The organism is Kushneria konosiri, from assembly GCF_002155145.1.
Taxonomy (GTDB): Bacteria; Pseudomonadota; Gammaproteobacteria; order Pseudomonadales; family Halomonadaceae; genus Kushneria; species Kushneria konosiri.
The window spans coordinates 1,590,587-1,612,204 of sequence record NZ_CP021323.1; the positions used below are offsets into that span (position 1 = coordinate 1,590,587).

The window sequence follows — 21,618 nt, forward strand, 5'->3', positions numbered from 1 at the left end:
CATGACCATGGATACTCCCGCAACCGGCAATACCCGCGCCAGCAAGGCCAGTCAGGGCAACCTGATTGTCAGTGCCGGGCGCGTTGATGATTTCGAGCTCACCGATGAAGAGCGCCATGAGATCGAGCACGAGATGGGACACTACGAAAACCCGCGTGCGGCTTCGATCGGAGCGCTCAAGATTGTGCAGAAGCGTCGCGGCTGGGTCTCGGACGGTGCCATTATCGCCATCAGCGATGTGCTGGGCATCCCCTCCAGCGATGTCGAAGGTGTGGCCACCTTTTACAGCCTGATCTTTCGTCAGCCGGTCGGACGTCATGTCATCCTGGTCTGTGACAGCAGTTCGTGCTTTCTGACCGGTCACGATGAGCTGCGTGATGCCCTTTCAAACGAGCTGGGCATCGGGCTGGGTCAGACCACCGGAGACGACCGCTTCACGATGCTGCCGGTGTGCTGTCTGGGCGCCTGCGATCGCGGTCCGGCGCTGATGATCAATGAGGACCTTCATGGCCCGGTAGAGCCCGGAGACGTGTCGGCACTGCTGGAGCGCTACTCATGACCAGTCATCTCTTTTCTACCAGCACCAATGGCGAAACCCATCCACTGACCTATCGTCTGCGCGAGGATCGTGGCTATGTGGATCTGGCCGAGTTTCAACAAAAGGACGGTTATGAGGCCCTGCGCATCACGCTTCGGGATCTCTCGCCGCATGATCTAATAGACAACATGAAGACCGCCAACCTGCGCGGTCGTGGCGGCGGCGGTTTCTCCGCCGGCGTCAAATGGAGCCTGACCGCACGCGGTGAGGGCCATCCTCGCGGCTACATCGTCTGCAACGCCGACGAAATGGAGCCGGGCACCTTCAAGGACCGCATGCTGATGGAGGAGATTCCCCATCTGCTGATTGAGGGCATGATCCTTGCCGGCTATGCCAACAACGCGCGCATGGGTTACATCTTTCTGCGTGGTGAATACGTACTGGCCGCCGAGCGGATCGAGCGGGCGCTTGTTGAGGCCCGCGAGGCCGGTATTCTGGGGCCGAAGGTGTGCGACAGCGACTTTGACTTCGACATCTTTTTGCACACCGGCGCCGGACGCTACATCTGCGGCGAAGAGACCGCCCTGATCAATTCGCTGGAAGGCCGCCGCGCCAACCCGCGCTCCAAACCGCCCTTTCCGGGGCAGAGCGGTGCCTGGGGCAAGCCCACCGTGGTCAATAATGTCGAGACGCTGTGCAACGTGCCGGCCATCGCCCTGCACGGCGGCGAATGGTACCAGGCGCTGTCCGGCGGTCGCAGCGACGATGGTGGCACCAAGATCTTTGGCGTGTCCGGTCGCGTGAAGCGTCCCGGACTGGTCGAATTGCCGATGGGCGTGACCGGCGCCGAGTTGCTGGAGATGGCCGGCGGCATGCGTGATGGGCTCGAGCTCAAGACCTGGCTGCCCGGGGGCGGCAGTACCGGCTTTCTGCTGCCGGAGCATCTCGAGCTTCCGCTGGAATTTGACGCCATCGGCAAGGCCGGCAGCCGTCTGGGCACCGGGCTGATGACCGTGGTAGCCCACAATCAAAGTGTGGTGTCACTGACCCGCAACCTCGAAGAGTTTTTCGCCCGTGAATCCTGTGGCTGGTGCACGCCGTGTCGCGACGGTCTGCCCTGGAGCGTAAAGCTTCTGCGTGCCATCGAGCGCGGTGAGGGCGAAGAGGGCGACATCGACATGCTGGTCTCGCTGGCCCATGACATTGGCCCCGGCAAGACGTTTTGTGCCCACGCACCGGGTGCGGCGATGCCACTGGAAACCGCCATTGAGCATTTCAGACACGAGTTCGAAGCCGGCATTCGCCATCAAAGACGCGAAGCACACGCCGAGCCGATCCCGGTGGGATCGGTATAGCGGTCGGATGTGGCATACGAGTGAGACAACGATCAAGGTGCCCGGTGATCGCCGGGCCGTGACAGGCAAAGGGCAGGGTTCATGGCAACCATTCATGTAGACGGAAAGGACTACGAGGTCGACGGCAGTGACAATCTGCTGCACGCCTGCCTGTCGCTGGGCCTCGATATTCCCTATTTCTGCTGGCACCCGGCGCTGGGCAGCGTGGGTGCCTGCCGCCAGTGTGCGGTCAAGCAGTACAAGGATGCCGACGACGAGCGGGGCATGCTGGTCATGTCCTGCATGGCTCCGATCAAGGATGATTCCTACATCTCGATCGATGACGAAGAGGCAAAGGCCTTTCGCGCCAGCGTCGTCGAGTGGCTGATGACCAACCATCCGCATGACTGTCCGGTCTGTGAAGAGGGCGGCCACTGCCATCTGCAGGACATGACGGTCATGACCGGTCATGATCGTCGTCGCTATCGTTTCAAAAAGCGCACCCACAAAAATCAGTATCTTGGCCCCTTCATCGGCCATGAGATGAACCGCTGCATTACCTGCTACCGCTGCGTACGCTTTTACAAGGACTACGCCGGTGGCGAGGATCTTGGCGCCTTCGGGGCTCACGAAAACATCTACTTCGGTCGTACGGTCGACGGCACGCTGGAAAACGAGTTTTCCGGCAACCTGACCGAGGTCTGCCCGACCGGTGTCTTCACCGATCGCACCCACTCCGAGCACTACACACGCAAGTGGGACATGCAGTTTGCCCCCAGCATCTGTCACCAGTGCTCCAGCGGCTGCAACACCAGCCCGGGCGAGCGCTACGGCGAGGTGCGTCGGATCGAGAACCGCTATAACGGCGACGTGAACCACTACTTCCTGTGTGACCGTGGCCGCTTTGGCTACGGCTACGTCAACAGCACCGATCGTCCGCAACAGCCGAGTCTGCGCGTCGATGACCGGGAGCCGGAGCTTTTGACCGTCGACAGCGCGCTGGATCGCACGGCCGAGCGGCTGAAGGGCAGCCGGCGTGTGATCGGTATCGGTTCGCCGCGTGCCAGCCTTGAAAGCAATCATCTGCTTCGCGAAATGGTCGGCGCTGAGAACTTCTCGACCGGCATCGCAGATCGTGAACTCGAGTGTCTTGAGCTGATCCAGACGCTTCAGCGTGAGGGGCAGTGGCACATCCCGTCGATGCGCGAGATCGAGGATCACGACGCCGTCATCGTACTCGGCGAGGACCTGATCCAGAGCGCGGCGCGCGTGGCACTGGCGGTGCGCCAGGCGGCCAATGCCCGTGGCGAGGATATGGCCGAGGCCAACGACATTCCGGCGTGGAACGCCAACGCGGTCAATACCCTGCGCCAGGGCCGTACCCGACCGGTCTTTATTGCCTCTCTGACCGAGACGCGGCTCGATGACATTGCTCGTGACACCTGGCACGGCGCGCCGGAAGAGATTGCCCGGCTGGGGCATGCGCTGGCTCATGCCCTCGAGGCATCATCGCCGGCGGTCGAAGGCCTGGATGACACGACGCTGGCCCTGATCGATACCATGACCGAGGCGCTCAAGGGGGCCGAACGGCCGCTCATTATCTCGGGCACCAGTCTGCAAAGTACCGCCGTGCTGCAGGCGGCAGCAAATCTGGCAAAAGCGCTGAACACGGCAGGCAAGACGCCGTCGGTGTCGTTGGTCAGCGGTGAGGCCAACAGCACCGGTCTAACCATGCTGGGCGGTCATTCACTGGAGTGGGCGCTGGACGCCATGCAGGACGGGGAAGCCCGTGCAGACGCCGCCGTCATTCTGGAAAACGATCTCTATCAGCGACTGGCCAGCAGCACGGTCGATCAGGCGCTGAGCGCGCTGGACACACTGGTGGTGCTGGATCATCAGCGCACACCCACGCTGGAACGTGCCCATATGGCCCTGCCGGCGGCGACCTTCGCAGAAGGCGACGGCACGCTGGTGAGTCATGAAGGCCGTGCCCAGCGCTTTTTCCAGGTCTATGACCCGAGCTATTACCGCCCCAATGACCTCACCCACGAAAGCTGGCGATGGCTGCATGCGCTGCATACCACCATGGAAGGGCGCGGCGTCGACTGGACCCAGATTGATGAGGTCACAGCAGACTGTACACGGGTGCATCCGGAGCTTGCCGGTATTCGTGATGCTGCGCCCAGCGCGTCGTTTCGTATTCGCGGCCAGAAGCTGGCACGCTCGCCGCATCGCTCCAGCGGACGCACGGCCATGCGCGCCAACCTAAGCGTGCATGAGCCCCGTGCGCCGCAGGATGCTGACTCTGCCTTTGCCTTTTCGATGGAAGGCTACAGCGGTTACAGCGAACCCCGCTCTCAAGTCGCCTTTGCCTGGGCGCCAGGCTGGAATTCGCCGCAGGCCTGGAACAAGTTCCAGGACGAGGTGGGGGGGCACCTGAGCGCCGGTGATCCGGGCGTTCGACTCTTCGATCAACAGCGCAGCGAGCGACAGAATCGTGACTGGTTCACCGCGATTCCCGAGGCCTTCGAGCCGCGTGATGACGACTGGTACGTCGTCAGCCTGCCGCAGCTTTTTGGCGGCGAGGAGATGTCGGCACGTGCCGAGCCGATCCAGGAGCGCATGAGCGAAACCTTCGTGGTACTGGCACAGGAGGATGCTGACCATCTGGGCGTCACACCAGGTGAGACGATCTACCTGCAGACCTCCGGTCATCAGCTGCATCTGCCGGTACGCATCAGCCGCGAAATGCGATCCGGCCTGATCGGTCTGCCGCAGCTGCCCGGTATTCCCCGAGGACTGGCCGGTGAGTATGCCACCGTTACCGTGGAGGTCAGCGCATGAGCTGGATGAGTACCGATGTGCTGCTTGCCATCGCGGTGGGCGTACTGAAATCGATCGTGATCCTGCTGGCGGCCGTCTTGTCCGGCGCCTTCCTGACCGTGGTCGAGCGCCGGCTGCTGGGGCTCTGGCAGGACCGCTATGGCCCCAACCGGGTAGGCGTTTTTGGCTCGGGGCAACTGATTGCGGACATGATCAAGATCTTTTTCAAGGAAGACTGGATCCCGCCCTTTGCCGATCGAAAGCTTTTCGTGCTGGCGCCGGCGATCGCCTTTGCCTCGCTGCTGCTGTCGTTTCTGATCATTCCCATCACCCCGACCTGGGGGGTGGCGGATCTCAATATCGGCATCCTGTTCTTTTTCGCCATGGCCGGGATCAACGTCTATGCCGTGCTCTTTGGCGGCTACGCCAGTGCCAACAAGTACGCCCTGATCGGCGCCATGCGCGCCTCGGCCCAGACGCTTTCCTATGAGGTATTCATGGGGCTGTCGCTGATGGGGATTGTGGTCATGACGGGGTCGTTCAACATGCGCGACATCGTCAACGGTCAGGAAGGGCTCTGGTATATCGTGCCGCAGTTTTTCGGCTTTTTGACCTTCCTGATCGCAGGCGTTGCAGTGACACACCGTGCACCGTTTGACCAGCCCGAGGCCGAGCAGGAAATTGCCGACGGCTATCATGTCGAGTATTCAAGCATGAAGTTCGGCATGTTCTTTATCGGCGAATATGTGGGCATCGTGCTGGTGTCGGCACTTCTGACCACCCTGTTCATGGGGGGCTGGCATGGCCCGTTGTTGCCGCCGATCGTCTGGTTTCTGCTCAAGACGGCCTTTTTCGTCATGCTCTTCATTCTGGCGCGTGCGGCACTGCCTCGCCCCCGCTATGACCGGGTAATGCAGTTCGGATGGAAATTCTGTCTGCCACTGACGCTTATCAATCTTCTGGTGACCGGGGCAGTCGTCCTTGTGACGGCCTGACCCAGTCGCTGAACAACGAACGAGGCAGAACACATGCTGCATTCGATCATCAAGGTAGTGACCGGTACCGGAACGCAGCTGCGCACCGGCTGGATGGTGTTCAAGCATGCCTTCCACAAGCGTGAGACGCTGAACTATCCGGAAGAACAGCCGTATCTGCCGCCGCGCTATCGCGGGCGTATCGTGCTCACACGCGATCCGGATGGTGAAGAGCGCTGCGTGGCGTGCAATCTGTGCGCCGTGGCCTGTCCGGTCGGCTGTATATCGCTGCAAAAGGGTGAGAAGGAGGACGGGCGCTGGTACCCGGAATTCTTTCGCATCAATTTCTCTCGCTGCATCTTCTGTGGCCTGTGCGAAGAAGCCTGTCCTACCTCGGCCATCCAGCTGACGCCTGATTTCGAGCTGGGGGAGTACAACCGTCAGGAGCTGGTCTTTGAAAAGCGCGATCTGCTGATCTCGGGCCCGGGCAAGGATCATAACTATAATTTTTATCGTGTCGCAGGTCTGTCGGTGGCCGGCAAGCCAAAGGGCGCGGCGCAAAACGAGGCCGAGCCGGTCGACGTCAAAACGCTTCTGCCCTAGGGCGCAGGCAGCATCGGGGAGTTTGCCGTGGAAATTGCTTTTTATCTGGCCGCACTGGTCGCCATCGTTGCCACCTTTCGCGTCATTACGCATACCAATGCCGTGCATGCGCTGTTGTATCTGATCATTTCGCTGATGGCAGTGGCGGTGGTGTTTTACAGCCTCGGGGCCCCCTTTGCCGCAGCGCTTGAGGTGATCGTCTATGCCGGCGCTATCATGGTGCTGTTTGTCTTTGTGGTCATGATGCTCAACCTGGGCAGTCAGACCGCCGATCAGGAGCGCCGCTGGCTGGCGCCACGCATCTGGATTGGCCCGTCGATCATGGCAGCGACACTTCTGGTGATTCTGGTGTTTTCTTTCTGGCACGGCGGTGGCATCGGCACGATCTCCGGGGAAGAGCTAAGCGCCAAGGAGGTCGGGACACAGATGTTTGGTCCCTATCTGCTGGCCGTGGAACTGGCAGCGATGCTGTTGCTGGCCGCGCTGATTGCAGCCTCCCATATCGGACGAAACGATGAGCCTCGGCTTGAACGCGACATGAACGAAGCCGAACAGCGTATACCGGCGGGCAACGATGAAGGGGGGCAGGCATGAACGGCATTCCACTGGAACATGGCATGGCACTGGCCGCCATCCTCTTTCTGATGGGGCTTACCGGCCTTCTGGTCCGGCGCAATCTGCTGTTTATCCTGATGAGCCTCGAGATCATGATGAATTCGGCAGGTCTTGCCTTTGTCGTGGCCGGCATGCACTGGGGTCAGCCCGACGGGCAGGTCATGTTCATCGCCATCATTACGCTGGCAGCGGCCGAGGCCAGTATCGGACTGGGCTTTCTGATCCAGCTGCAGCGCCGGTTCAAAACGCTTGATATTGACGCAGCCAGCGAGATGAAAGGATGAATATACTTTTCCTGACACCCTTGTTCCCGCTGCTGGGCGCGCTTGTCCTGGCATTCAATCCGCGGCTGCCGAACCGCTTGGTCGGCCTTGTGGGGGTAGGCTCGATCGGGCTGTCGGCACTGGTCATGGTCTGGCTCAACGTGGCCTTTTACAGTGGCGATGGTCATGGTGTGACCCAGACGCTCTGGCAGTGGGTCGCGGTGGAAGACTTCCGGATGGCCTTTTCGCTGTACCTGGATGGTCTGTCGCTGACCATGATCAGCGTCATCACCGGCGTTGGCTTTCTGATTCACCTGTTCGCGTCCTGGTATATGCGTGAGGATCTTGAAGGCGGCCCGGGCTTTGCGCGCTTTTTTGCCTACATGAACCTGTTCGTGTTCAGCATGCTGCTGCTGGTGCTGGGCGATAATCTCTTTCTGCTCTATCTGGGCTGGGAAGGTGTGGGGCTGTGCAGCTATCTGCTGATCGGCTACTACTACCAGAGCGAATACAACGCCTGGTGCGCCTTCAAGGCCTTCATCGTGACCCGCATCGGGGACGTGTTTCTGGCCATCGGCATGTTTTTGCTGTTTGCCCAGTTCGGCACGCTCAACATTCAGGAGCTTCTGCGCCTGGCGCCCGAGGCCTGGGGTCGAGGGGACCCGATGGCGGAGCTGGCTGCCCTGATGCTGCTGGGCGGCGCGGTCGGCAAGTCGGCGCAGCTGCCGCTGCAAACCTGGCTTGCCGATGCGATGGCCGGTCCCACACCGGTGTCGGCGCTGATTCACGCCGCGACCATGGTGACCGCCGGGGTCTACCTGATTGCACGGACGCACGTCATCTTCGAGCTGGCCCCCATGACGCTCGAGCTGGTCGGCCTGATCGGTATGGTGACGCTGCTGGTGGCCGGGTTTGCGGCACTGGCACAGACCGATATCAAGCGCGTACTGGCCTATTCCACCATGAGTCAGATCGGTTACATGTTTCTGGCGCTGGGTGTTCAGGCCTGGGATGTAGCGATCTTTCACCTGATGATTCACGCCTTTTTCAAGGCACTGCTCTTCCTCACTTCGGGGTCGGTCATCATTGCCTGCCACCACGAGCAGAACATCTTCAAGATGGGTGGTCTGCGCAGGACGCTCAAACTGCCCTATGCCTGCTTTCTGGTGGGTGGCGCAGCGCTTTCGGCACTGCCGCTGATCTCGGCAGGGTTCTACTCCAAGGACGAGATCCTGTGGCTCGCCTTTGATCACGGCCATACCTGGCTTTGGCTCGGGGCGCTGGTCGGCGCTTTCCTGACCTCGGTTTATACCTTCCGCATGATCTTTATCGTGTTCCACGGTCGTGAGCAGATTCATCCGCACGCCGGTCGCGGGCTGGCACACCACGTGCCGCTGATCGTGCTGGCGGTGCTGTCTACCTTTATCGGGGCAATGATTCATCCGCCGCTTGAAAACGTGCTGCCGGCAGGCCCGGAGGGACTCTATGGCCATAACGTGAAACTAATGCTCGAAGTGCTGGCTGCGATCGTGGCGATCGTGGGCGTGGGTATCGCAGCAGGACTGTTCCTTGGTCGTCGCAGGTTGGTGAGTTCGTTGACAAAAACGGACGAAGGCCATCGGCTATGGCGCTTTTTCAACAGTGCCTTCGCCTTTGACTGGCTCTACGACAAGATCGCAGTCAAGCCGTTTCTGTTCATTGCACGGCTGCATCGGCGTGACTGGGTCAACAGCCTGATGAACCTCTGGCCGGGGTTGGCCATGATGTTCAACGGACTTTTGTCCGACACCCAGAGTGGACGGCTGCGCTGGTACGCCGCCGTCATGACCGCTGGCGCGATCGCCGTACTGTTGCTTCTGCTGCTGCTATGAAGGGAGGTGACATGATCAAGCCGTTTCAATGCAGGGCAGCTGACCTGACGCGACAGGTGACAGCTCACCGGGCTGCCCGACTGCCTGTGCCCACAATAACGATCAAGGATGCGATCACGCCATGATGTTGCCCTGGCTATTACTCATACCCTTTATCGGGGGGCTGCTGTGCTGGCAGTTCGAGCTGATCAGACCCAACACGGCCATGCCGCGCTGGATCGCACTGTTTTCCATGATAGCGCTTCTGGTCATGGCGCTGATCATGTGGGTGAGCGGGGATTACAGCCTGTCTCAGGTGGTGGGCAATACGCCTGACTGGCATAGCGAGTTCCGGCTGCCCTGGATTGATGCCTTCGGTATCACCTTCCATCTGGCCATCGATGGCCTGTCGCTGATCATGATCACGCTGACCGGGATTCTCGGAACTCTGGCGGTGGTCTGTTCGTGGAAGGAAATCGATCGACGGGTCGGCTTTTTCCATCTCAATCTGATGTGGGTCATTGGCGGCGTCGTTGGGGTATTTCTGGCCATCGATCTGTTTTTGTTCTTCTTTTTCTGGGAAATGATGCTGGTGCCGATGTACTTCCTGATTGCCCTGTGGGGGCATGAGTCGGAGGGCAAGTCACCGGTGTCGGCGGCCATCAAGTTCTTTATCTATACCCAGGCCTCGGGTCTTTTGATGCTGGTCTCCATTCTGGGGCTGGTGTTCATGCACTATACCCAGACCGGCGTATTCTCGTTTGATTACGGTATTCTGCGTGAGACACCGATTACCGGCATCATGTCCTGGGTGTTGATGCTCGGGTTTTTCATCGCCTTTGCGGTCAAGCTGCCGGTGGTGCCGCTGCACGGCTGGCTGCCTGATGCGCATGCTCAGGCACCAACGGCGGGCAGTGTGGATCTGGCCGGTATTCTGCTCAAGACGGCCGCCTACGGTCTGCTACGTTTTGCGCTGCCGCTGTTTCCGGAAACCTCTCAGGCCTTTGCCCCCATAGCCATGGGGCTGGGACTGGTGGGCATCTTCTATGGTGGCGTGCTGGCATTTTCCCAGACCGACATCAAGCGATTGATTGCCTGTTCCAGTATTTCCCATATGGGCTTTGTTCTGATCGGTATCTACTCCGGCACGCTGCTGGCGCTGCAGGGGGTTATCCTGCAGATGGTGGCGCATGCCTTCTCGGCGGCGGGGCTTTTCATGATCAGCGGCCAGCTCTACGAGCGTCTGCACACCCGTGACATGCGCCAGATGGGTGGCCTTTTTGGTCGTCTGGGGGCGCTGCCAGGGTTTGCACTGGCTTTTGTGATGGCCTCTCTCGGCATGCCGGGCACCGGCAACTTTATCGGCGAGTTTCTGATCCTGTTCGGTGCCTTTGATGTGGTGCCCTGGGTGGTGGTGATCGCCAGTGCAGGGCTTGTGCTGTCGGCCATCTACTCGTTGATCCTGATGCATCGGGTCTACTGGGGGCCGCCGAAGGCCGACACCACCATCGCCCGTCTGGATGGCCGCGAGTACGCCATGCTTCTGGGCACGCTGGTGCTGACCATCGCGCTGGGACTCTATCCCCAGGTAGTGCTCGATATTTCGCAGGGCGCGATGCATGAAGTGCGTCACTGGTTTGCTGTTTCACCTTCGTTTGCGGGCTGAGCCGACATGAATCTGACCCTGTCACATCTGATCGCCCTGTTACCGCTTCTGATCGTCTGCGCCACGGTCATCGTGGTGATGCTGGGCATTGCCTGGCGTCGCCATCACGTGGCCACGGCCACCATGACCACCATCGGACTCAATGCGGCGCTGTTTTCGCTGCTGGCGGTACTGACGGTCACGCCGATTCGCGTATCACCGCTGCTTTTGATCGATAACTATGCCGTGCTCTACATGGCGTTGATCCTGATTGCAGGCCTGGCTTCCACGACGCTGGCGCACGCCTATCTGGAGGGTTTTGACGATCAGAAGGAAGAGTTCTACATGCTGCTGGGCTGCTCGGTGCTGGGCGGCCTGACCATGGTGGCCAGCGACCATCTGCTGTCGCTGTTTTTCGGTCTCGAGCTTTTGAGCGTGCCGCTCTACGGCATGGCGGCCTATGCCTTTCGTACCCGGCTGTCACTGGAGTCCGGCATCAAGTATATGGTGCTGTCTGCAGCGGCCTCGGCCTTTCTGCTCTTTGGCATGGCACTTTTGTATGCCGAATCCGGTTCGCTGGCCTTCGCCGATCTGGGCGCGCGTCTGACGGAAGGCGGCGGACACGCCAGCTGGCTTTTGATGGGTATCGGCATGATGGTGATTGCGATGGCCTTCAAGCTGTCGCTGGTACCGTTTCATCTCTGGACGGCCGATGTCTACGAAGGCGCCCCGGCGCCGGTGACGGCCTTTCTGGCCACGGTCAGCAAGATTGCCGTCTTTGCACTTTTGATGCGTCTTTTCATGAGCGCGCCGGTCACCGATATGGCCAGCCTGCATACGACCGTCGCGTTTATCGCGTTCCTGTCGATGCTGGTGGGCAATCTGATGGCGCTGCGTCAGGACAACATCAAGCGCCTGATGGGGTATTCCTCCATCGGCCACCTGGGCTATCTGTTGACCGTAGTGGTCGCCAGTGATGATATGGCACTTCTGACCACCGGCATCTACCTGATCACCTATGTGGCGACGACGCTGGCGACCTTCGGAGTGATCGCACTGGTGTCGAGCCCCTGGCAGGGCAGCGATGTTTCCTCGCTGAAGTTCTATCGTGGCCTGTTCTGGCGACGTCCCTATCTGGCGGCCGTCATGACGGTGATGATGCTCTCGCTGGCAGGTATTCCGATGACGGCGGGCTTCATCGGCAAGTTCTATGTGCTGGCGACCGGTGTTGAAGCTCAGCTCTGGTGGCTGGTGGCCGGTGTAATCATCGGCAGTGCCATCAGTCTCTACTATTATCTGCGCGTCATGGTCATGCTCTATCTTCATCCTACTGAAGAAGAAGAGTACGACGCTTCCAGTGACTGGGGGCAGCGTGCCGGCGGGATCATGGTCATCCTGCTGGCGCTGGCCGTGCTGATACTGGGGGTCTATCCCCAGCCGATGATCATGCTGGTCAGCGGTGCCACACTGGGCTGAGGCTCAGTGCCTTGAGATAGATTTCTGGTGGCATGCAAAAGCGCCCCGCTCGAAAGAGCGGGGCGCCTTGTTTTGTTCGCAAGAGGCAGCAACGATCGTCGCTGTCAGCGCATGCTCTGTGGCGTCGTGCCGCCAAGCCCTGCAATTGAAATGCTACGCGCGCACGGCAGCGGCAGGGTAACGTCCACGGCCAGCGGCAGGTGATCAGAGAAAAGCGGTGGCAGGGCGCGTAGATGACTCATCTTCAGTGACGGCGATACAGCGATATGGTCCAGCGCGCGCGTGGGCTGCCAGGCCGGATGGCTGGGAACGCCGTGCCCCTGTTCCAGTGAGAGCGCTCTGGAAAAGCGCGGATGGGCTTTGAGCTTGTCGTGGGTGCAGTTCAGATCGCCCATGATGATGACGTTTTTGAGCGGGGCGATCAGCTCGCTGATGTAGTCGAGCTGCAGATGCTGGGTGCGAGTGCCCAGTGCCAGATGCAGCACGAAAAGGTGCAGTGCCTCCGGACCTTCCCCGAACCGGATGTGCATGGCGCCGCGCCCTTTGGGGCCGGGCAGGCGATGATTATCGGTGTGACTGATCGCCAGACGGCTAAGGAGACCGTTGCTGTGCTTGGCGAATCGACCGAAATCGCGGTTGATCTGCTGCGAGGCGTAGGGAAAGCCGGCCTGTGCAGCCAGATACTCGACGTGATTGATATTGCTTGAACGGAAGCTGCCACCATCCACTTCCTGGAGTCCGACAAGATCGAACTCGCGGAAGGTGTCACACATGATGTCAAGACGAGTCGATCGCCCACGATGCGGCAGGAAATGCTGCCAGCTACGAGTCACGTAGTGATGATAGGCGTGCGTGTGAATGCCAACCTGCATGTTGAAGGTGAGCAGCCTGAGAGATGTGATGCGTTCGCTTTGATGATCGTCCTGCATTCAATATCCCGTTTGGCAAGGCAGGAAGGCCCGATACGGGGCGTATCGGGCCACCAGCACCATGCATCAATTATGAATCAATTGGTGCCCTGTGCCTCTTTTTCCTGACGGGTCTTCTCGATCAGGGCTTCGGCGATTTTTGGCATATTGTCCAGACCGTTGGCCGAGCGCGGTGTAATGACATACTGACCGTTGACGACCAGCGCCGGTACACCCATCAGCTTGTAGGCCTTCATGCGGGCATTGGCCTGATTGAGCTGGCTTTTGACCCCAAAGGAGTTGAGGGCCTTGAGCGCGGCGTCCTTGCTGACACCATAGTTTGTGAAGAACTCGGCGATCTCGTCGTCATCGGTCATGCGGTGCCCATCCTTCTGGATGGCGTCAAAGAAGTCACGATGAAACTGCGTGTTGAAGATGCCCAGTTCCTGTGCGGCATAGTAGGCCGTGGCATGACGCAGCCAGACCTTGCCCATGGTCGCCGGCAGTCGCTCGAAGGCCACATCATCGGGCAGGGTATCGACCCAGGCTTCCAGCGGCTCTTCCAGTGCGTAGCAGTGCGGGCAGCCATACCAGAACACTTCGGTGACGCCGATCTTGCCGTCCGGTACCTCGCTTGAGACCGGCTTGTCGAGAACTTCGTAATCCTGTCCGGCGACGGGTTCGGCCGCCATGGCCATGCCTGACATACCACAAACGGCGACGGCGGCCATCAGCCAGCGGGCGCCTGGAAAATGCTTTGGCTTCACAATGTTACTCCCTGAACAGCAAATGATTTCAATATTGCCTGAGCGCTGTTGTTATCAGCATGTTATGCATCGTTACTTTGAACGCCCGGCGCCCGAAGGGTTCCCTGCCATCCTGACAGACACGAACACGACTGACGAGCGAGGCGTTAACCCGGGGTGTTACACTCGCTTCATTATCTCATCCCTGCTCATTGTCCTATCGTTGGAAATATCCCATGTCGGATGTCATGTCTCATCATTTTCCGTCGGCCACGTTTTTGACCAGTGCCCCTAAACTGGCTGACTGTCCGGCAGATACCGGGCTGGAAGTCGCCTTTGCCGGGCGCTCCAATGCCGGCAAGTCCAGTGCCATCAATACACTGACCCGGCAAAAGGCGCTGGCGCGCACGTCGAGAACGCCCGGACGCACTCAGCTGATCAATTTTTTCACCGTAGGCGATCCCATGTATCGGCTGGTAGACCTGCCTGGTTATGGCTTTGCCAAGGTGCCGGAGGCTGTGCGCCGTGAATGGCAAAAGCATCTGGCGCAGTATCTTCGCGAGCGTCGCTCCCTGCAGGGGACGGTGCTGGTCATGGATGTCCGACATCCGCTGACCGAGTTCGACCAGATGATGATGGGCTGGGCGGATGAAAATGACATGCCCCTGCATATTCTTCTGACCAAGGCCGACAAGCTCAAGCGCGGGGCGGCCATGGGCGTGCTGTCGAAGGTGCGTCATCAGCTCAAGGAGTGGGAGGATCTGATCAGCGTGCAGCTGTTTTCCTCACATGATCGTCAGGGTGTGGAGGCGCTCAATGAACGTCTTTGTCAGTGGCTCACACCCGGTCATGCGCCGGCACCGGAAGATCGGCCCTGATTCGAGCAGTCTGATGGCTTGGTGCCCGCAGCGGATCAGCTCCTGTCGATGTGATGGACTAGAAACTGTAGATCTGGCGACCGTTGGGGTAGCGCATGCTCATTGAGGGGGCTGGCGTTTCCGGCCCAAACAGCGAACCGCTGGGCGGCATGTCCTGTTGCTCTGCCTGGTCCAGATCGAACAGCATTGGCCGAGACTGGCCCTGGTGGCCATCGAACTGCAACAGGGCCGTCTCCTGTCTCTGCTGGCCAGGATAGTGCAGGGTCGATCTTGAGGTCAGGCTCGTGTCACTCGACAGGGTCGCCTCGTTGTTCGACATGGGCAGGACCATGACCAGAGCCACAGCACAAAGCACCAGCGTAATGCTGAGTATATCGAGAGGACGCATGATCCGAAGAGCCTATCAGGGTCGGTGAAAAAGGATGAACACCCGCGTCAGGCAGTCATTATTGTCATTTGAGGCATATCTTGATGCCTCATGAACCATTGTAAAAAGCGCGCTTATTATTTCATGCCCTAATAATAGGCGAGTGTTTTAAAAGGTAACTGAATTTTTCAGTCATCCTGTGGTCATCCATGACCTGTGCCGGTCACTCCAGTCCGGCCAGCATTGCCTCCAGCTCGCGAATGTGGCTCAGACGATGAATCCCGCCTGGCGCGTGCTCCGGCAGTCCCTTGTTTTTGGCATCGATCCAGGCCACATGCATGCCAAGGCGCTGAGCCGGCAGGGCATCTTCGGCCCAGGAATCGCCCACATGGACGGCCTCGCGCGGGGACTGCGCGCCAAGGCGTGCCATGGCCGACAAAAAGCAGCGCGCATCGGGCTTGGGCGCCAGCGCTTCACCGGCCTTGATGATTACATCGAAGTGCTCGGCAATGATCAGGCGTTCCAGATCCACGTTGCCGTTGGTGATCGCGCCCAGTCGAATGCCGCGCGCGCGCAGCCTTTCCAGCATCTCTGGCACCTCTTCGAAGATGGCGACATCGTGGCGCAGTGTCAGCATGTGCTCAATGGTGTCATTGGCCCAGCGCTGTGCCTCGCTCTCGGCCAGACCAAACTCGAGCAGCATGCCGGTCAGTGCCTTGCGGCGCAGCCAGGTAAAGTCGCCCCGATACAGCGGGTGCTGCTCTGCCAGTGCCATACGTCGGCGCTGATACTCCTCCAGCGGGAAGTGCTCGGCATGGCCGATCTGCGCATCGAGCCATTGATAGTGGCCGGGCTCGGTCGCGGCCATCACCGGGCCGTTGTCCCAGAAGGTGTCGTCCAGATCGAAAGTGATGGCCTTGATCATTGGGTCTCGTCCTGATGGTCTGAAGTCCTGAAGGGGGAGGCTTCGTGGGAAAAAGGGTGCTGGTCGGCACCGGTTTTTCGATGTGCCCGCGGATGGGCGCGGTCAAACGTATCGGCCAGATGCTGCCAGTCCAGTCGAGTGTAGACCTGGGTGGTGGAGAGGTGAGCATGCCCCAGCAACTCCTGCACGGCGCGCAGATCCTGGCTGGATTCCAGCAGATGGCTGGCAAAGCTGTGACGCAGACGGTGCGGGTGCAGATGTTCGGGCAGACCGCGCTCGCGCCCAAGACGGGCCATGCGAAGCTGAATGGCGCGATGGCCCAGACGCTGACCGCGGGCGCCAACAAACAGAGCCGGCTCGTGCGGGCCTGCCAGCATGCCTCGTATCTTGAGCCACTCGGCCAGTGCCGATGCGGCTCGACGCCCGATCGGCACCTGACGCGGCTTGTCGCCCTTGCCGAGAACCCGAGCGCGCTGGGTGTCGATATCTGCCAGATCCATGCCGGCAAGCTCTGCCAGTCGCAGACCGCTGGAGTAGCAAAGCTCCAGCATGGCCTGGTCGCGCAGTGCCAACGGCGAGCCGTCATGCGGTGTATCCAGAAATTGACCCAGCACATCGACATCGACCGGGCGTGGTAGATGTCGCGGCATTTTGGGCGTGTCCAGCAACCGGGCCGGATTGTGGCTCATCAGGCCCTGTTCGATCAGCAGATCACAGAAGCGCCGAATGGCGGCCTGTCGCCGTGCCAGACTGCGGGCAGCCAGCCCCCGGGTGCGTTCACGTCCCAGAAAGCGACGCAGGTGATGAATATCGAGAACGTCCCACGAGGAAATGTCCTCACGCGCCATGAACGCTGTCAGCGCCGCCAGGTCACGACGATAGGCATCGACCGTGGCCGGACTATGCCGATAACGCAGGTGCTCGATAAACATGTCGACCAGCGGCTCCAGCGCACTCATGACGAATAACGCAACAGCAGGCGTGAGGCGACCTCGCCCAGCCAGGTCATGTTGTCGGGTGCCATGACCCACGGCAGGCCCGTCCGGTCAGGGTGGGCCAGAACCAGATAGCCGTGACGCTCGCCGAGTGCCAGCCGGACCACGGTACAGCGACCCTCGCTCAGGAGAGTGCCGGGCAGCAGGCGCTCGGCCATTGTGCGATCCAGTGTCAGTACCTCGCAGGCGCTATCCAGAGTGGATGCCAGCCACTGGTCGGTCTCGACGTCGAGTGCGTAGGTGGGCGGCTGCGGCCATTCACCGTTTGAGAGCTGTCGCCATAGCGCCAGATGCGCTACGCCAAAACGCTCGCCAAGCTCGGCGGTCAGGGTCTGTGCCAGTGCATCACTACTTTCGGCCTGCAAAAGCGACAGGGTCAGCGCGCGCATGGCGCCGGCCTGCTGATCATGGTGTCGCGCCGCGTTCAACAGCGCCTGATATTGTCCCTCGGCCTGCTCGGTGCGGGCGCGCAGGGTCGCAATCAGCCGTTCGACCAGCGATACGGCGCCGCCGGTCTGGGGATGGGCGATCTGCATCGAGGCCAGCAGTGCCTCGCGTCCCTCGAAAAAGTCGGGGTGGCGTGAAAGCCAGTCGCTGACCTGATCGGCGTCAAGCCTTTCGGAACACGGTTGATCAGGGGCAGTGCTGTCATCGGTCATATCATCTCCCGAAAGGGCTGGGCTATATCACGATACGGCCGTCAAAGACGCGTTCGGCCGGACCGGTCATGATGACCGACTGTCCTGGACCGGCCCATTCAATACTCAGGGTGCCACCGGGCAGGGTGACATCGACGTGCTGATCCAGCAGACCGCGTCGGATACCGCTGACCACGGCGGCGCAGGCGCCGGTACCGCAGGCCAGGGTCTCACCCACGCCGCGCTCGAACACGCGCAGCCGCACGCTCTGGCGCGACACGACCTCCATGAAGCCCACATTGACGCGTCTGGGAAAGCGCGGATGCGCCTCGATCCGCGGCCCAAGGGTGGACACGGGCGCCTGGTCGACATTGTCGACGTCAATGACGGCGTGAGGGTTGCCCATCGACAGGGCGTCCATGGTGACCGCCTCGCCATCGACGTCCAGCGTATAGGCATGGCGTTCGTCGTCGGCCGTCAGCGGAATATCGCCCGGTGCGAAGCGGGGTGCCCCCATGTCGACGCGCACCCGGCCATCCTCGGCGACCTTTAACACCAGATTGCCGCCGGCCGTCTGGACGGCGATCTCGCGCCGGGCCGTGAGCCTTTGATCCAGCACGAAACGGGCAAAGCAGCGTGCACCGTTGCCGCAGTTTTCCACTTCACTGCCGTCGGCATTGAAGATGCGATAGCGAAAGTCCATGTCCGGACGCGACGGTGGCTCGACCAGCAAAAGCTGGTCGAAGCCGATGCCAAAGCGACGGTCGGCCAGTGCCCGAATGCGTTCGCTGTCGAGCCGCGCGCGCTGGGTGACCAGATCGACCACCATGAAGTCATTGCCCAGCCCGTGCATCTTGGTGAAGTGCAGCATCATGAAGCGTGGCTTCCCTGCGGCGCGATGGCCGCCTCCGGCAGCAGTGCTTCGCCGGCCCAGAGCGCGGCCAGCGGTTCGCGCTCGCGTACCAGATGCATCTGATCACCCACCACCATGACCTCCGGCGGACGTGATCGAGTGTTGTAGTTCGATGCCATCACAAAGCCATAGGCGCCGGCGGAGTGCACGGCCAGCAGGTCGCCCTGGGCAACGGCCAGTTCGCGGTCCTTGCCCAGATAGTCGCCGGACTCGCACACCGGCCCGACGATGTCCCAGTGCTTCGTCTCGTGCGTCTGGCGCTGATCCACCCGGGTAATGTTCTGCCAGGCCTGATAGAGCGTCGGCCGGATCAGGTCATTCATGGCGGCATCGACGATGGCAAAGTTTTTCGCCTCGCCGGGTTTGAGATACTCGATCCGGGTGAGCAAAACGCCGGCATTGGCGGCAATCGAACGGCCGGGCTCGAAGATGAGCTCGACGTCGCGGTCCCCGATGCGCTGACGCAGGGCAGCGATATAGTCCGCCACCGGCGGTGGTGTCTCACCGGCGTAATCCACGCCCAGACCGCCGCCCAGATCCAGATGCTCGATGTGAATGCCCTGATCGCCGAGTCGGTCATAAAGCGCCAGCAAACGGTCCAGCGCGTCCAGAAAGGGCGAGAGCTCGGTGAGCTGCGAGCCGATATGACAGTCGATGCCGACCGGATTGACGTGGCTGAGCTCGGCGGCGCGCTGGTAGACGCGCTCGGCATCGGCAATGGCGATGCCGAACTTGTTGTCCTTGAGCCCTGTGGAAATATAGGGATGCGTGCGCGCGTCGACGTCCGGATTGACCCGAATGGAAATCGCGGCCACCTGATCGCGGCGGCCGGCCACCTCATTGAGGCACTCAAGCTCGGCTTCGGATTCCACGTTGAAGCACTTGATGCCTGCTTCCAGCGCCCGGACCATTTCATCCTCGCGCTTTCCGACGCCTGAAAAGACCACCCGGCCCGGATCGCCCCCGGCGGCCAGTACGCGCTCGAGCTCACCGCGTGAGACGATGTCAAAGCCTGCGCCCAGACGGGCCAGCAGATTGAGAATGGCCAGATTCGAGTTGGTCTTGAGGGCGTAGCAGATCAGATGCCGAGTGCCCTCGAGCGGCCGGGCGTAATCCAGAAAGTGCTGGCGAAAGGCCGCGGCTGAATAGACATAGCAGGGCGTGCCGAAGCGTTCGGCCACGCTTGCAAGCGGCAGCTGCTCAACATGCAGCTGCTCATCGTGCCAGACAAAATGCGTGCTCATGTGCCCCCCTGACCGGCAGCGGCCGGTGCCGCCGGCGCTACGGTAGTGGCCGCACCGCCGACCTTGCCCGCCGTGGTGGTCTCGGGGCTGCTGTCGCCATCGGGCACGCTGACTGCGCTCTGGCGCTCGGTGTCATCGCCCTGCTGTGCATTATCCTGCTTTGCGCTGTCCGCCTGGACGTCGCCTGATTGATGGTCGCCCTGCGGGTCGTAGCGGTCGCGGGCCTGCTGGTTGTCAGGCATATAAAGCGGACCGGTCTGGCCGCAGCCGGCCAGCACCAGAGCAGTCATCATGGCCAGTATCAGGCGGTTCATTGGGCACCATCCTTCTGATCAAGGGCGTGGGCCGGAAGTCTTGTCAGCGCGTCGCGGGCGCGTTGGGCCGCGGCGCGCACCTGGTCGGGAGCCGTGCCGCCGATGTGGTTGCGTGCGGCCACCGAGCCTTCCAGCGTCAGGTAGTCAAAGATGTCATCGCTGATATGGCTGGAGAAGCGCTTGAGCTCTTCAAGCGTCATCTCGGAGAGATCACGTCCCTCTTCGATACCGAAGGCGACCGCCTTGCCGACGATCTCGTGGGCATCGCGAAAGGCCACGCCCTGACGAACGAGGTAGTCGGCAAGGTCTGTTGCGGTGGCAAAGCCACGTTTGGCGGCGGCATACATGTTGTCGCTTTTGGCCCGCACTGCCGGGATCATGTCGCCAAAGGCGCGCAGGGAGCCGAGCACGGTGTCGAGGGTATCAAACAGCGGCTCCTTGTCTTCCTGATTGTCCTTGTTGTAGGCCAGCGGCTGGGATTTCATCAGCGTCAGAAGGCTCATCATGTGGCCATAGACGCGCCCGGTCTTGCCGCGTACCAGCTCGGGCACATCAGGATTTTTCTTCTGCGGCATGATCGAGGAGCCGGTGCAAAAACGATCGGGCAGGTCGATGAAGTCAAACTGGGCGCTGGTCCACAGCACCAGTTCTTCGCTCATGCGAGACAGGTGCATCATCAGCACGCTGGCAAACGCCGTGAATTCGATGGCGAAATCGCGGTCGCTGACCGCATCCAGCGAATTTTCGGCCGGGCGCTCAAAGCCCAGCAGTTCGGCGGTGACGTGACGGTCGATCGGGTAGGTCGTGCCGGCCAGCGCTGCCGCACCCAGCGGCATGATGTTGACCCGCTTGCGCGCGTCGAGCAGGCGCTCCTGATCGCGGGCAATCATCTCCTGCCAGGCCAGCAGATGGTGGCCAAAGGTGACGGGCTGGGCGCTCTGCAGATGGGTAAAGCCCGGCATGATGGTGTCGGCCTCACGCTCTGCAAGCTCGATCAGGCCCTGGCGCAGACGCGAGAGCTCACCGGCGACGGCGTCGATGCCATCACGCAGGTACAAACGGATGTCGGTGGCGATCTGATCGTTGCGCGAGCGCCCGGTGTGCAGCTTCTTGCCGACAATGCCGATGCGGTCGGTCAGACGCGCTTCAATGTTCATGTGGATGTCTTCAAGCGCCACGGACCACTCGATCTCACCGCGCTCGATCTCGGCCTCGATCTGTGTGAGTCCGTCCACGATGGCGTCACGCTCGTCATCGGTCAGAACGCCCACACGTGCCAGCATGGTGGCATGAGCAATCGAGCCGCGAATGTCGTGATGATAAAGGCGCTGGTCGAAGCCGATGGAGGCGGTAAAGGCCGCCACGAAGGCGTCGGTGGGCTCGCTGAAGCGACCGCCCCAGGATTGATTGGTGGTTTGCGTCATCTGCTGGCGATCCTGCATCGAAAGGGTCGGGACCGGGAGGCCGGCACACTGCCGCCTCCATGGGCGCGTCAGTGTAACAAGAAGTCGATGGCCTGTCGGCACGCGACACACCCCTGTGATGCCTGCAATGACTGTTTTTTGCCAG

The 21,618-nt window shown here is 60.9% G+C and carries 21 protein-coding genes; 11 read left to right on the plus strand and 10 right to left on the minus strand.

Annotated elements, in window-relative coordinates; all coding sequences use genetic code 11:
* Position 1 precedes the first annotated feature (1 nt).
* From nuoE to nuoN, 10 genes are all read left to right on the plus strand, one after another.
* Positions 2-559 carry an NADH-quinone oxidoreductase subunit NuoE gene (gene nuoE, locus B9G99_RS07425; RefSeq protein WP_086621478.1) on the plus strand — a complete coding sequence of 186 codons (558 nt, stop codon included), beginning with the start codon at positions 2-4 and terminating at the stop codon, positions 557-559.
* Complete coding sequence (nuoF, locus tag B9G99_RS07430) at positions 556-1,893, plus strand: NADH-quinone oxidoreductase subunit NuoF (RefSeq protein WP_086621479.1); 1,338 nt, start codon at positions 556-558, stop codon at positions 1,891-1,893. The genes nuoE and nuoF overlap by 4 nt, the downstream gene beginning before the upstream one ends.
* 81 nt (positions 1,894-1,974) lie before the next feature.
* Positions 1,975-4,716 (plus strand): NADH-quinone oxidoreductase subunit NuoG, encoded by a 2,742-nt coding sequence (gene nuoG / locus B9G99_RS07435; RefSeq protein ID WP_086621480.1) that lies wholly within the window; start codon positions 1,975-1,977, stop codon positions 4,714-4,716.
* Positions 4,713-5,690 (plus strand): NADH-quinone oxidoreductase subunit NuoH, encoded by a 978-nt coding sequence (gene nuoH / locus B9G99_RS07440; protein ID WP_086621481.1) that lies wholly within the window; start codon positions 4,713-4,715, stop codon positions 5,688-5,690. Before nuoG ends, nuoH begins: the two co-directional genes overlap by 4 nt.
* Positions 5,691-5,723: 33 nt before the next feature.
* A complete protein-coding gene (gene nuoI / locus B9G99_RS07445) occupies positions 5,724-6,272 on the plus strand; it encodes an NADH-quinone oxidoreductase subunit NuoI (protein WP_086621482.1) in 549 nt (182 codons plus the stop codon).
* 27 nt (positions 6,273-6,299) lie between these two features.
* Positions 6,300-6,866, plus strand: coding sequence for an NADH-quinone oxidoreductase subunit J (gene nuoJ, locus B9G99_RS07450; protein WP_086621483.1), 567 nt, complete (start codon positions 6,300-6,302; stop codon positions 6,864-6,866).
* Complete coding sequence (gene nuoK, locus B9G99_RS07455) at positions 6,863-7,171, plus strand: NADH-quinone oxidoreductase subunit NuoK (RefSeq protein WP_086621484.1); 309 nt, start codon at positions 6,863-6,865, stop codon at positions 7,169-7,171. The genes nuoJ and nuoK overlap by 4 nt, the downstream gene beginning before the upstream one ends.
* Positions 7,168-9,021, plus strand: a complete 1,854-nt coding sequence (gene nuoL, locus B9G99_RS07460) for an NADH-quinone oxidoreductase subunit L (protein WP_086621485.1) — start codon at positions 7,168-7,170, stop codon at positions 9,019-9,021. The genes nuoK and nuoL overlap by 4 nt, the downstream gene beginning before the upstream one ends.
* Positions 9,022-9,142: 121 nt before the next feature.
* A complete protein-coding gene (gene nuoM / locus B9G99_RS07465; RefSeq protein WP_086621486.1) occupies positions 9,143-10,666 on the plus strand; it encodes an NADH-quinone oxidoreductase subunit M in 1,524 nt (507 codons plus the stop codon).
* Between the two features lie 6 nt (positions 10,667-10,672).
* Positions 10,673-12,121 carry an NADH-quinone oxidoreductase subunit NuoN gene (gene nuoN / locus B9G99_RS07470; protein WP_086621487.1) on the plus strand — a complete coding sequence of 483 codons (1,449 nt, stop codon included), beginning with the start codon at positions 10,673-10,675 and terminating at the stop codon, positions 12,119-12,121.
* Positions 12,122-12,225: 104 nt separating this feature from the next.
* On the opposite strand, the gene B9G99_RS07475 is transcribed toward nuoN, so the two are convergent.
* Positions 12,226-13,050 carry an endonuclease/exonuclease/phosphatase family protein gene (locus B9G99_RS07475; protein ID WP_086621488.1) on the minus strand — a complete coding sequence of 275 codons (825 nt, stop codon included), beginning with the start codon at positions 13,048-13,050 and terminating at the stop codon, positions 12,226-12,228.
* A 77-nt stretch (positions 13,051-13,127) separates the two neighbouring features.
* The gene (locus B9G99_RS07480) at positions 13,128-13,760 is read right to left on the minus strand and encodes a thiol:disulfide interchange protein DsbA/DsbL (RefSeq protein ID WP_086623362.1); all 633 of its coding nucleotides are present in this window, start codon (positions 13,758-13,760) and stop codon (positions 13,128-13,130) included.
* 251 nt (positions 13,761-14,011) lie between these two features.
* Between B9G99_RS07480 and yihA the strand changes: the two genes are divergently transcribed.
* Positions 14,012-14,653: a ribosome biogenesis GTP-binding protein YihA/YsxC gene (gene yihA, locus B9G99_RS07485; RefSeq protein WP_227875975.1), complete on the plus strand. Its 642-nt coding sequence runs from the start codon at positions 14,012-14,014 to the stop codon at positions 14,651-14,653.
* Positions 14,654-14,711: 58 nt separating this feature from the next.
* On the opposite strand, the gene B9G99_RS07490 is transcribed toward yihA, so the two are convergent.
* The 8 genes from B9G99_RS07490 to argH form a co-directional block, all read right to left on the minus strand.
* A complete protein-coding gene (locus B9G99_RS07490; RefSeq protein ID WP_086621489.1) occupies positions 14,712-15,041 on the minus strand; it encodes a hypothetical protein in 330 nt (109 codons plus the stop codon).
* Between the two features lie 202 nt (positions 15,042-15,243).
* Positions 15,244-15,945, minus strand: a complete 702-nt coding sequence (locus B9G99_RS07495; RefSeq protein WP_086621490.1) for an HAD family hydrolase — start codon at positions 15,943-15,945, stop codon at positions 15,244-15,246.
* On the minus strand, positions 15,942-16,904 hold the full coding sequence (locus tag B9G99_RS07500; RefSeq protein WP_086621491.1) for a tyrosine recombinase XerC: 963 nt from the start codon (positions 16,902-16,904) through the stop codon (positions 15,942-15,944). The genes B9G99_RS07495 and B9G99_RS07500 overlap by 4 nt, the downstream gene beginning before the upstream one ends.
* Positions 16,901-17,599 (minus strand): DUF484 family protein, encoded by a 699-nt coding sequence (locus B9G99_RS07505; protein WP_086621492.1) that lies wholly within the window; start codon positions 17,597-17,599, stop codon positions 16,901-16,903. The genes B9G99_RS07500 and B9G99_RS07505 overlap by 4 nt, the downstream gene beginning before the upstream one ends.
* Positions 17,600-17,621: 22 nt before the next feature.
* Positions 17,622-18,452, minus strand: a complete 831-nt coding sequence (dapF, locus tag B9G99_RS07510) for a diaminopimelate epimerase (protein ID WP_086621493.1) — start codon at positions 18,450-18,452, stop codon at positions 17,622-17,624.
* Complete coding sequence (gene lysA, locus B9G99_RS07515; RefSeq protein WP_086621494.1) at positions 18,449-19,735, minus strand: diaminopimelate decarboxylase; 1,287 nt, start codon at positions 19,733-19,735, stop codon at positions 18,449-18,451. Before lysA ends, dapF begins: the two co-directional genes overlap by 4 nt.
* Entirely contained in the window at positions 19,732-20,049 is a 318-nt protein-coding gene (gene lptM, locus B9G99_RS17305; RefSeq protein WP_086621495.1) for an LPS translocon maturation chaperone LptM, read from the minus strand. The genes lysA and lptM overlap by 4 nt, the downstream gene beginning before the upstream one ends.
* Positions 20,046-21,473: an argininosuccinate lyase gene (gene argH / locus B9G99_RS07525; protein ID WP_086621496.1), complete on the minus strand. Its 1,428-nt coding sequence runs from the start codon at positions 21,471-21,473 to the stop codon at positions 20,046-20,048. Before argH ends, lptM begins: the two co-directional genes overlap by 4 nt.
* Between the last annotated feature and the right edge of the window lie 145 nt (positions 21,474-21,618).

What these genes read in the sequence shown, in the direction of transcription:
- nuoE (WP_086621478.1), top strand. Translation starts at nt 2, where the DNA reads ATGACCATGGATACTCCCGCAACCGGCAATACCCGCGCCAGCAAGGCC.
- nuoF (WP_086621479.1), top strand. Translation starts at nt 556, where the DNA reads ATGACCAGTCATCTCTTTTCTACCAGCACCAATGGCGAAACCCATCCA.
- nuoG (WP_086621480.1), top strand. Translation starts at nt 1,975, where the DNA reads ATGGCAACCATTCATGTAGACGGAAAGGACTACGAGGTCGACGGCAGT.
- nuoH (WP_086621481.1), top strand. Translation starts at nt 4,713, where the DNA reads ATGAGCTGGATGAGTACCGATGTGCTGCTTGCCATCGCGGTGGGCGTA.
- nuoI (WP_086621482.1), top strand. Translation starts at nt 5,724, where the DNA reads ATGCTGCATTCGATCATCAAGGTAGTGACCGGTACCGGAACGCAGCTG.
- nuoK (WP_086621484.1), top strand. Translation starts at nt 6,863, where the DNA reads ATGAACGGCATTCCACTGGAACATGGCATGGCACTGGCCGCCATCCTC.
- nuoL (WP_086621485.1), top strand. Translation starts at nt 7,168, where the DNA reads ATGAATATACTTTTCCTGACACCCTTGTTCCCGCTGCTGGGCGCGCTT.
- nuoM (WP_086621486.1), top strand. Translation starts at nt 9,143, where the DNA reads ATGATGTTGCCCTGGCTATTACTCATACCCTTTATCGGGGGGCTGCTG.
- nuoN (WP_086621487.1), top strand. Translation starts at nt 10,673, where the DNA reads ATGAATCTGACCCTGTCACATCTGATCGCCCTGTTACCGCTTCTGATC.
- B9G99_RS07475 (WP_086621488.1), bottom strand. Translation starts at nt 13,050, where the DNA reads ATGCAGGACGATCATCAAAGCGAACGCATCACATCTCTCAGGCTGCTC.
- B9G99_RS07480 (WP_086623362.1), bottom strand. Translation starts at nt 13,760, where the DNA reads ATGGCCGCCGTCGCCGTTTGTGGTATGTCAGGCATGGCCATGGCGGCC.
- yihA (WP_227875975.1), top strand. Translation starts at nt 14,012, where the DNA reads ATGTCGGATGTCATGTCTCATCATTTTCCGTCGGCCACGTTTTTGACC.
- B9G99_RS07490 (WP_086621489.1), bottom strand. Translation starts at nt 15,041, where the DNA reads ATGCGTCCTCTCGATATACTCAGCATTACGCTGGTGCTTTGTGCTGTG.
- B9G99_RS07495 (WP_086621490.1), bottom strand. Translation starts at nt 15,945, where the DNA reads ATGATCAAGGCCATCACTTTCGATCTGGACGACACCTTCTGGGACAAC.
- B9G99_RS07500 (WP_086621491.1), bottom strand. Translation starts at nt 16,904, where the DNA reads ATGAGTGCGCTGGAGCCGCTGGTCGACATGTTTATCGAGCACCTGCGT.
- B9G99_RS07505 (WP_086621492.1), bottom strand. Translation starts at nt 17,599, where the DNA reads ATGACCGATGACAGCACTGCCCCTGATCAACCGTGTTCCGAAAGGCTT.
- dapF (WP_086621493.1), bottom strand. Translation starts at nt 18,452, where the DNA reads ATGATGCTGCACTTCACCAAGATGCACGGGCTGGGCAATGACTTCATG.
- lysA (WP_086621494.1), bottom strand. Translation starts at nt 19,735, where the DNA reads ATGAGCACGCATTTTGTCTGGCACGATGAGCAGCTGCATGTTGAGCAG.
- lptM (WP_086621495.1), bottom strand. Translation starts at nt 20,049, where the DNA reads ATGAACCGCCTGATACTGGCCATGATGACTGCTCTGGTGCTGGCCGGC.
- argH (WP_086621496.1), bottom strand. Translation starts at nt 21,473, where the DNA reads ATGACGCAAACCACCAATCAATCCTGGGGCGGTCGCTTCAGCGAGCCC.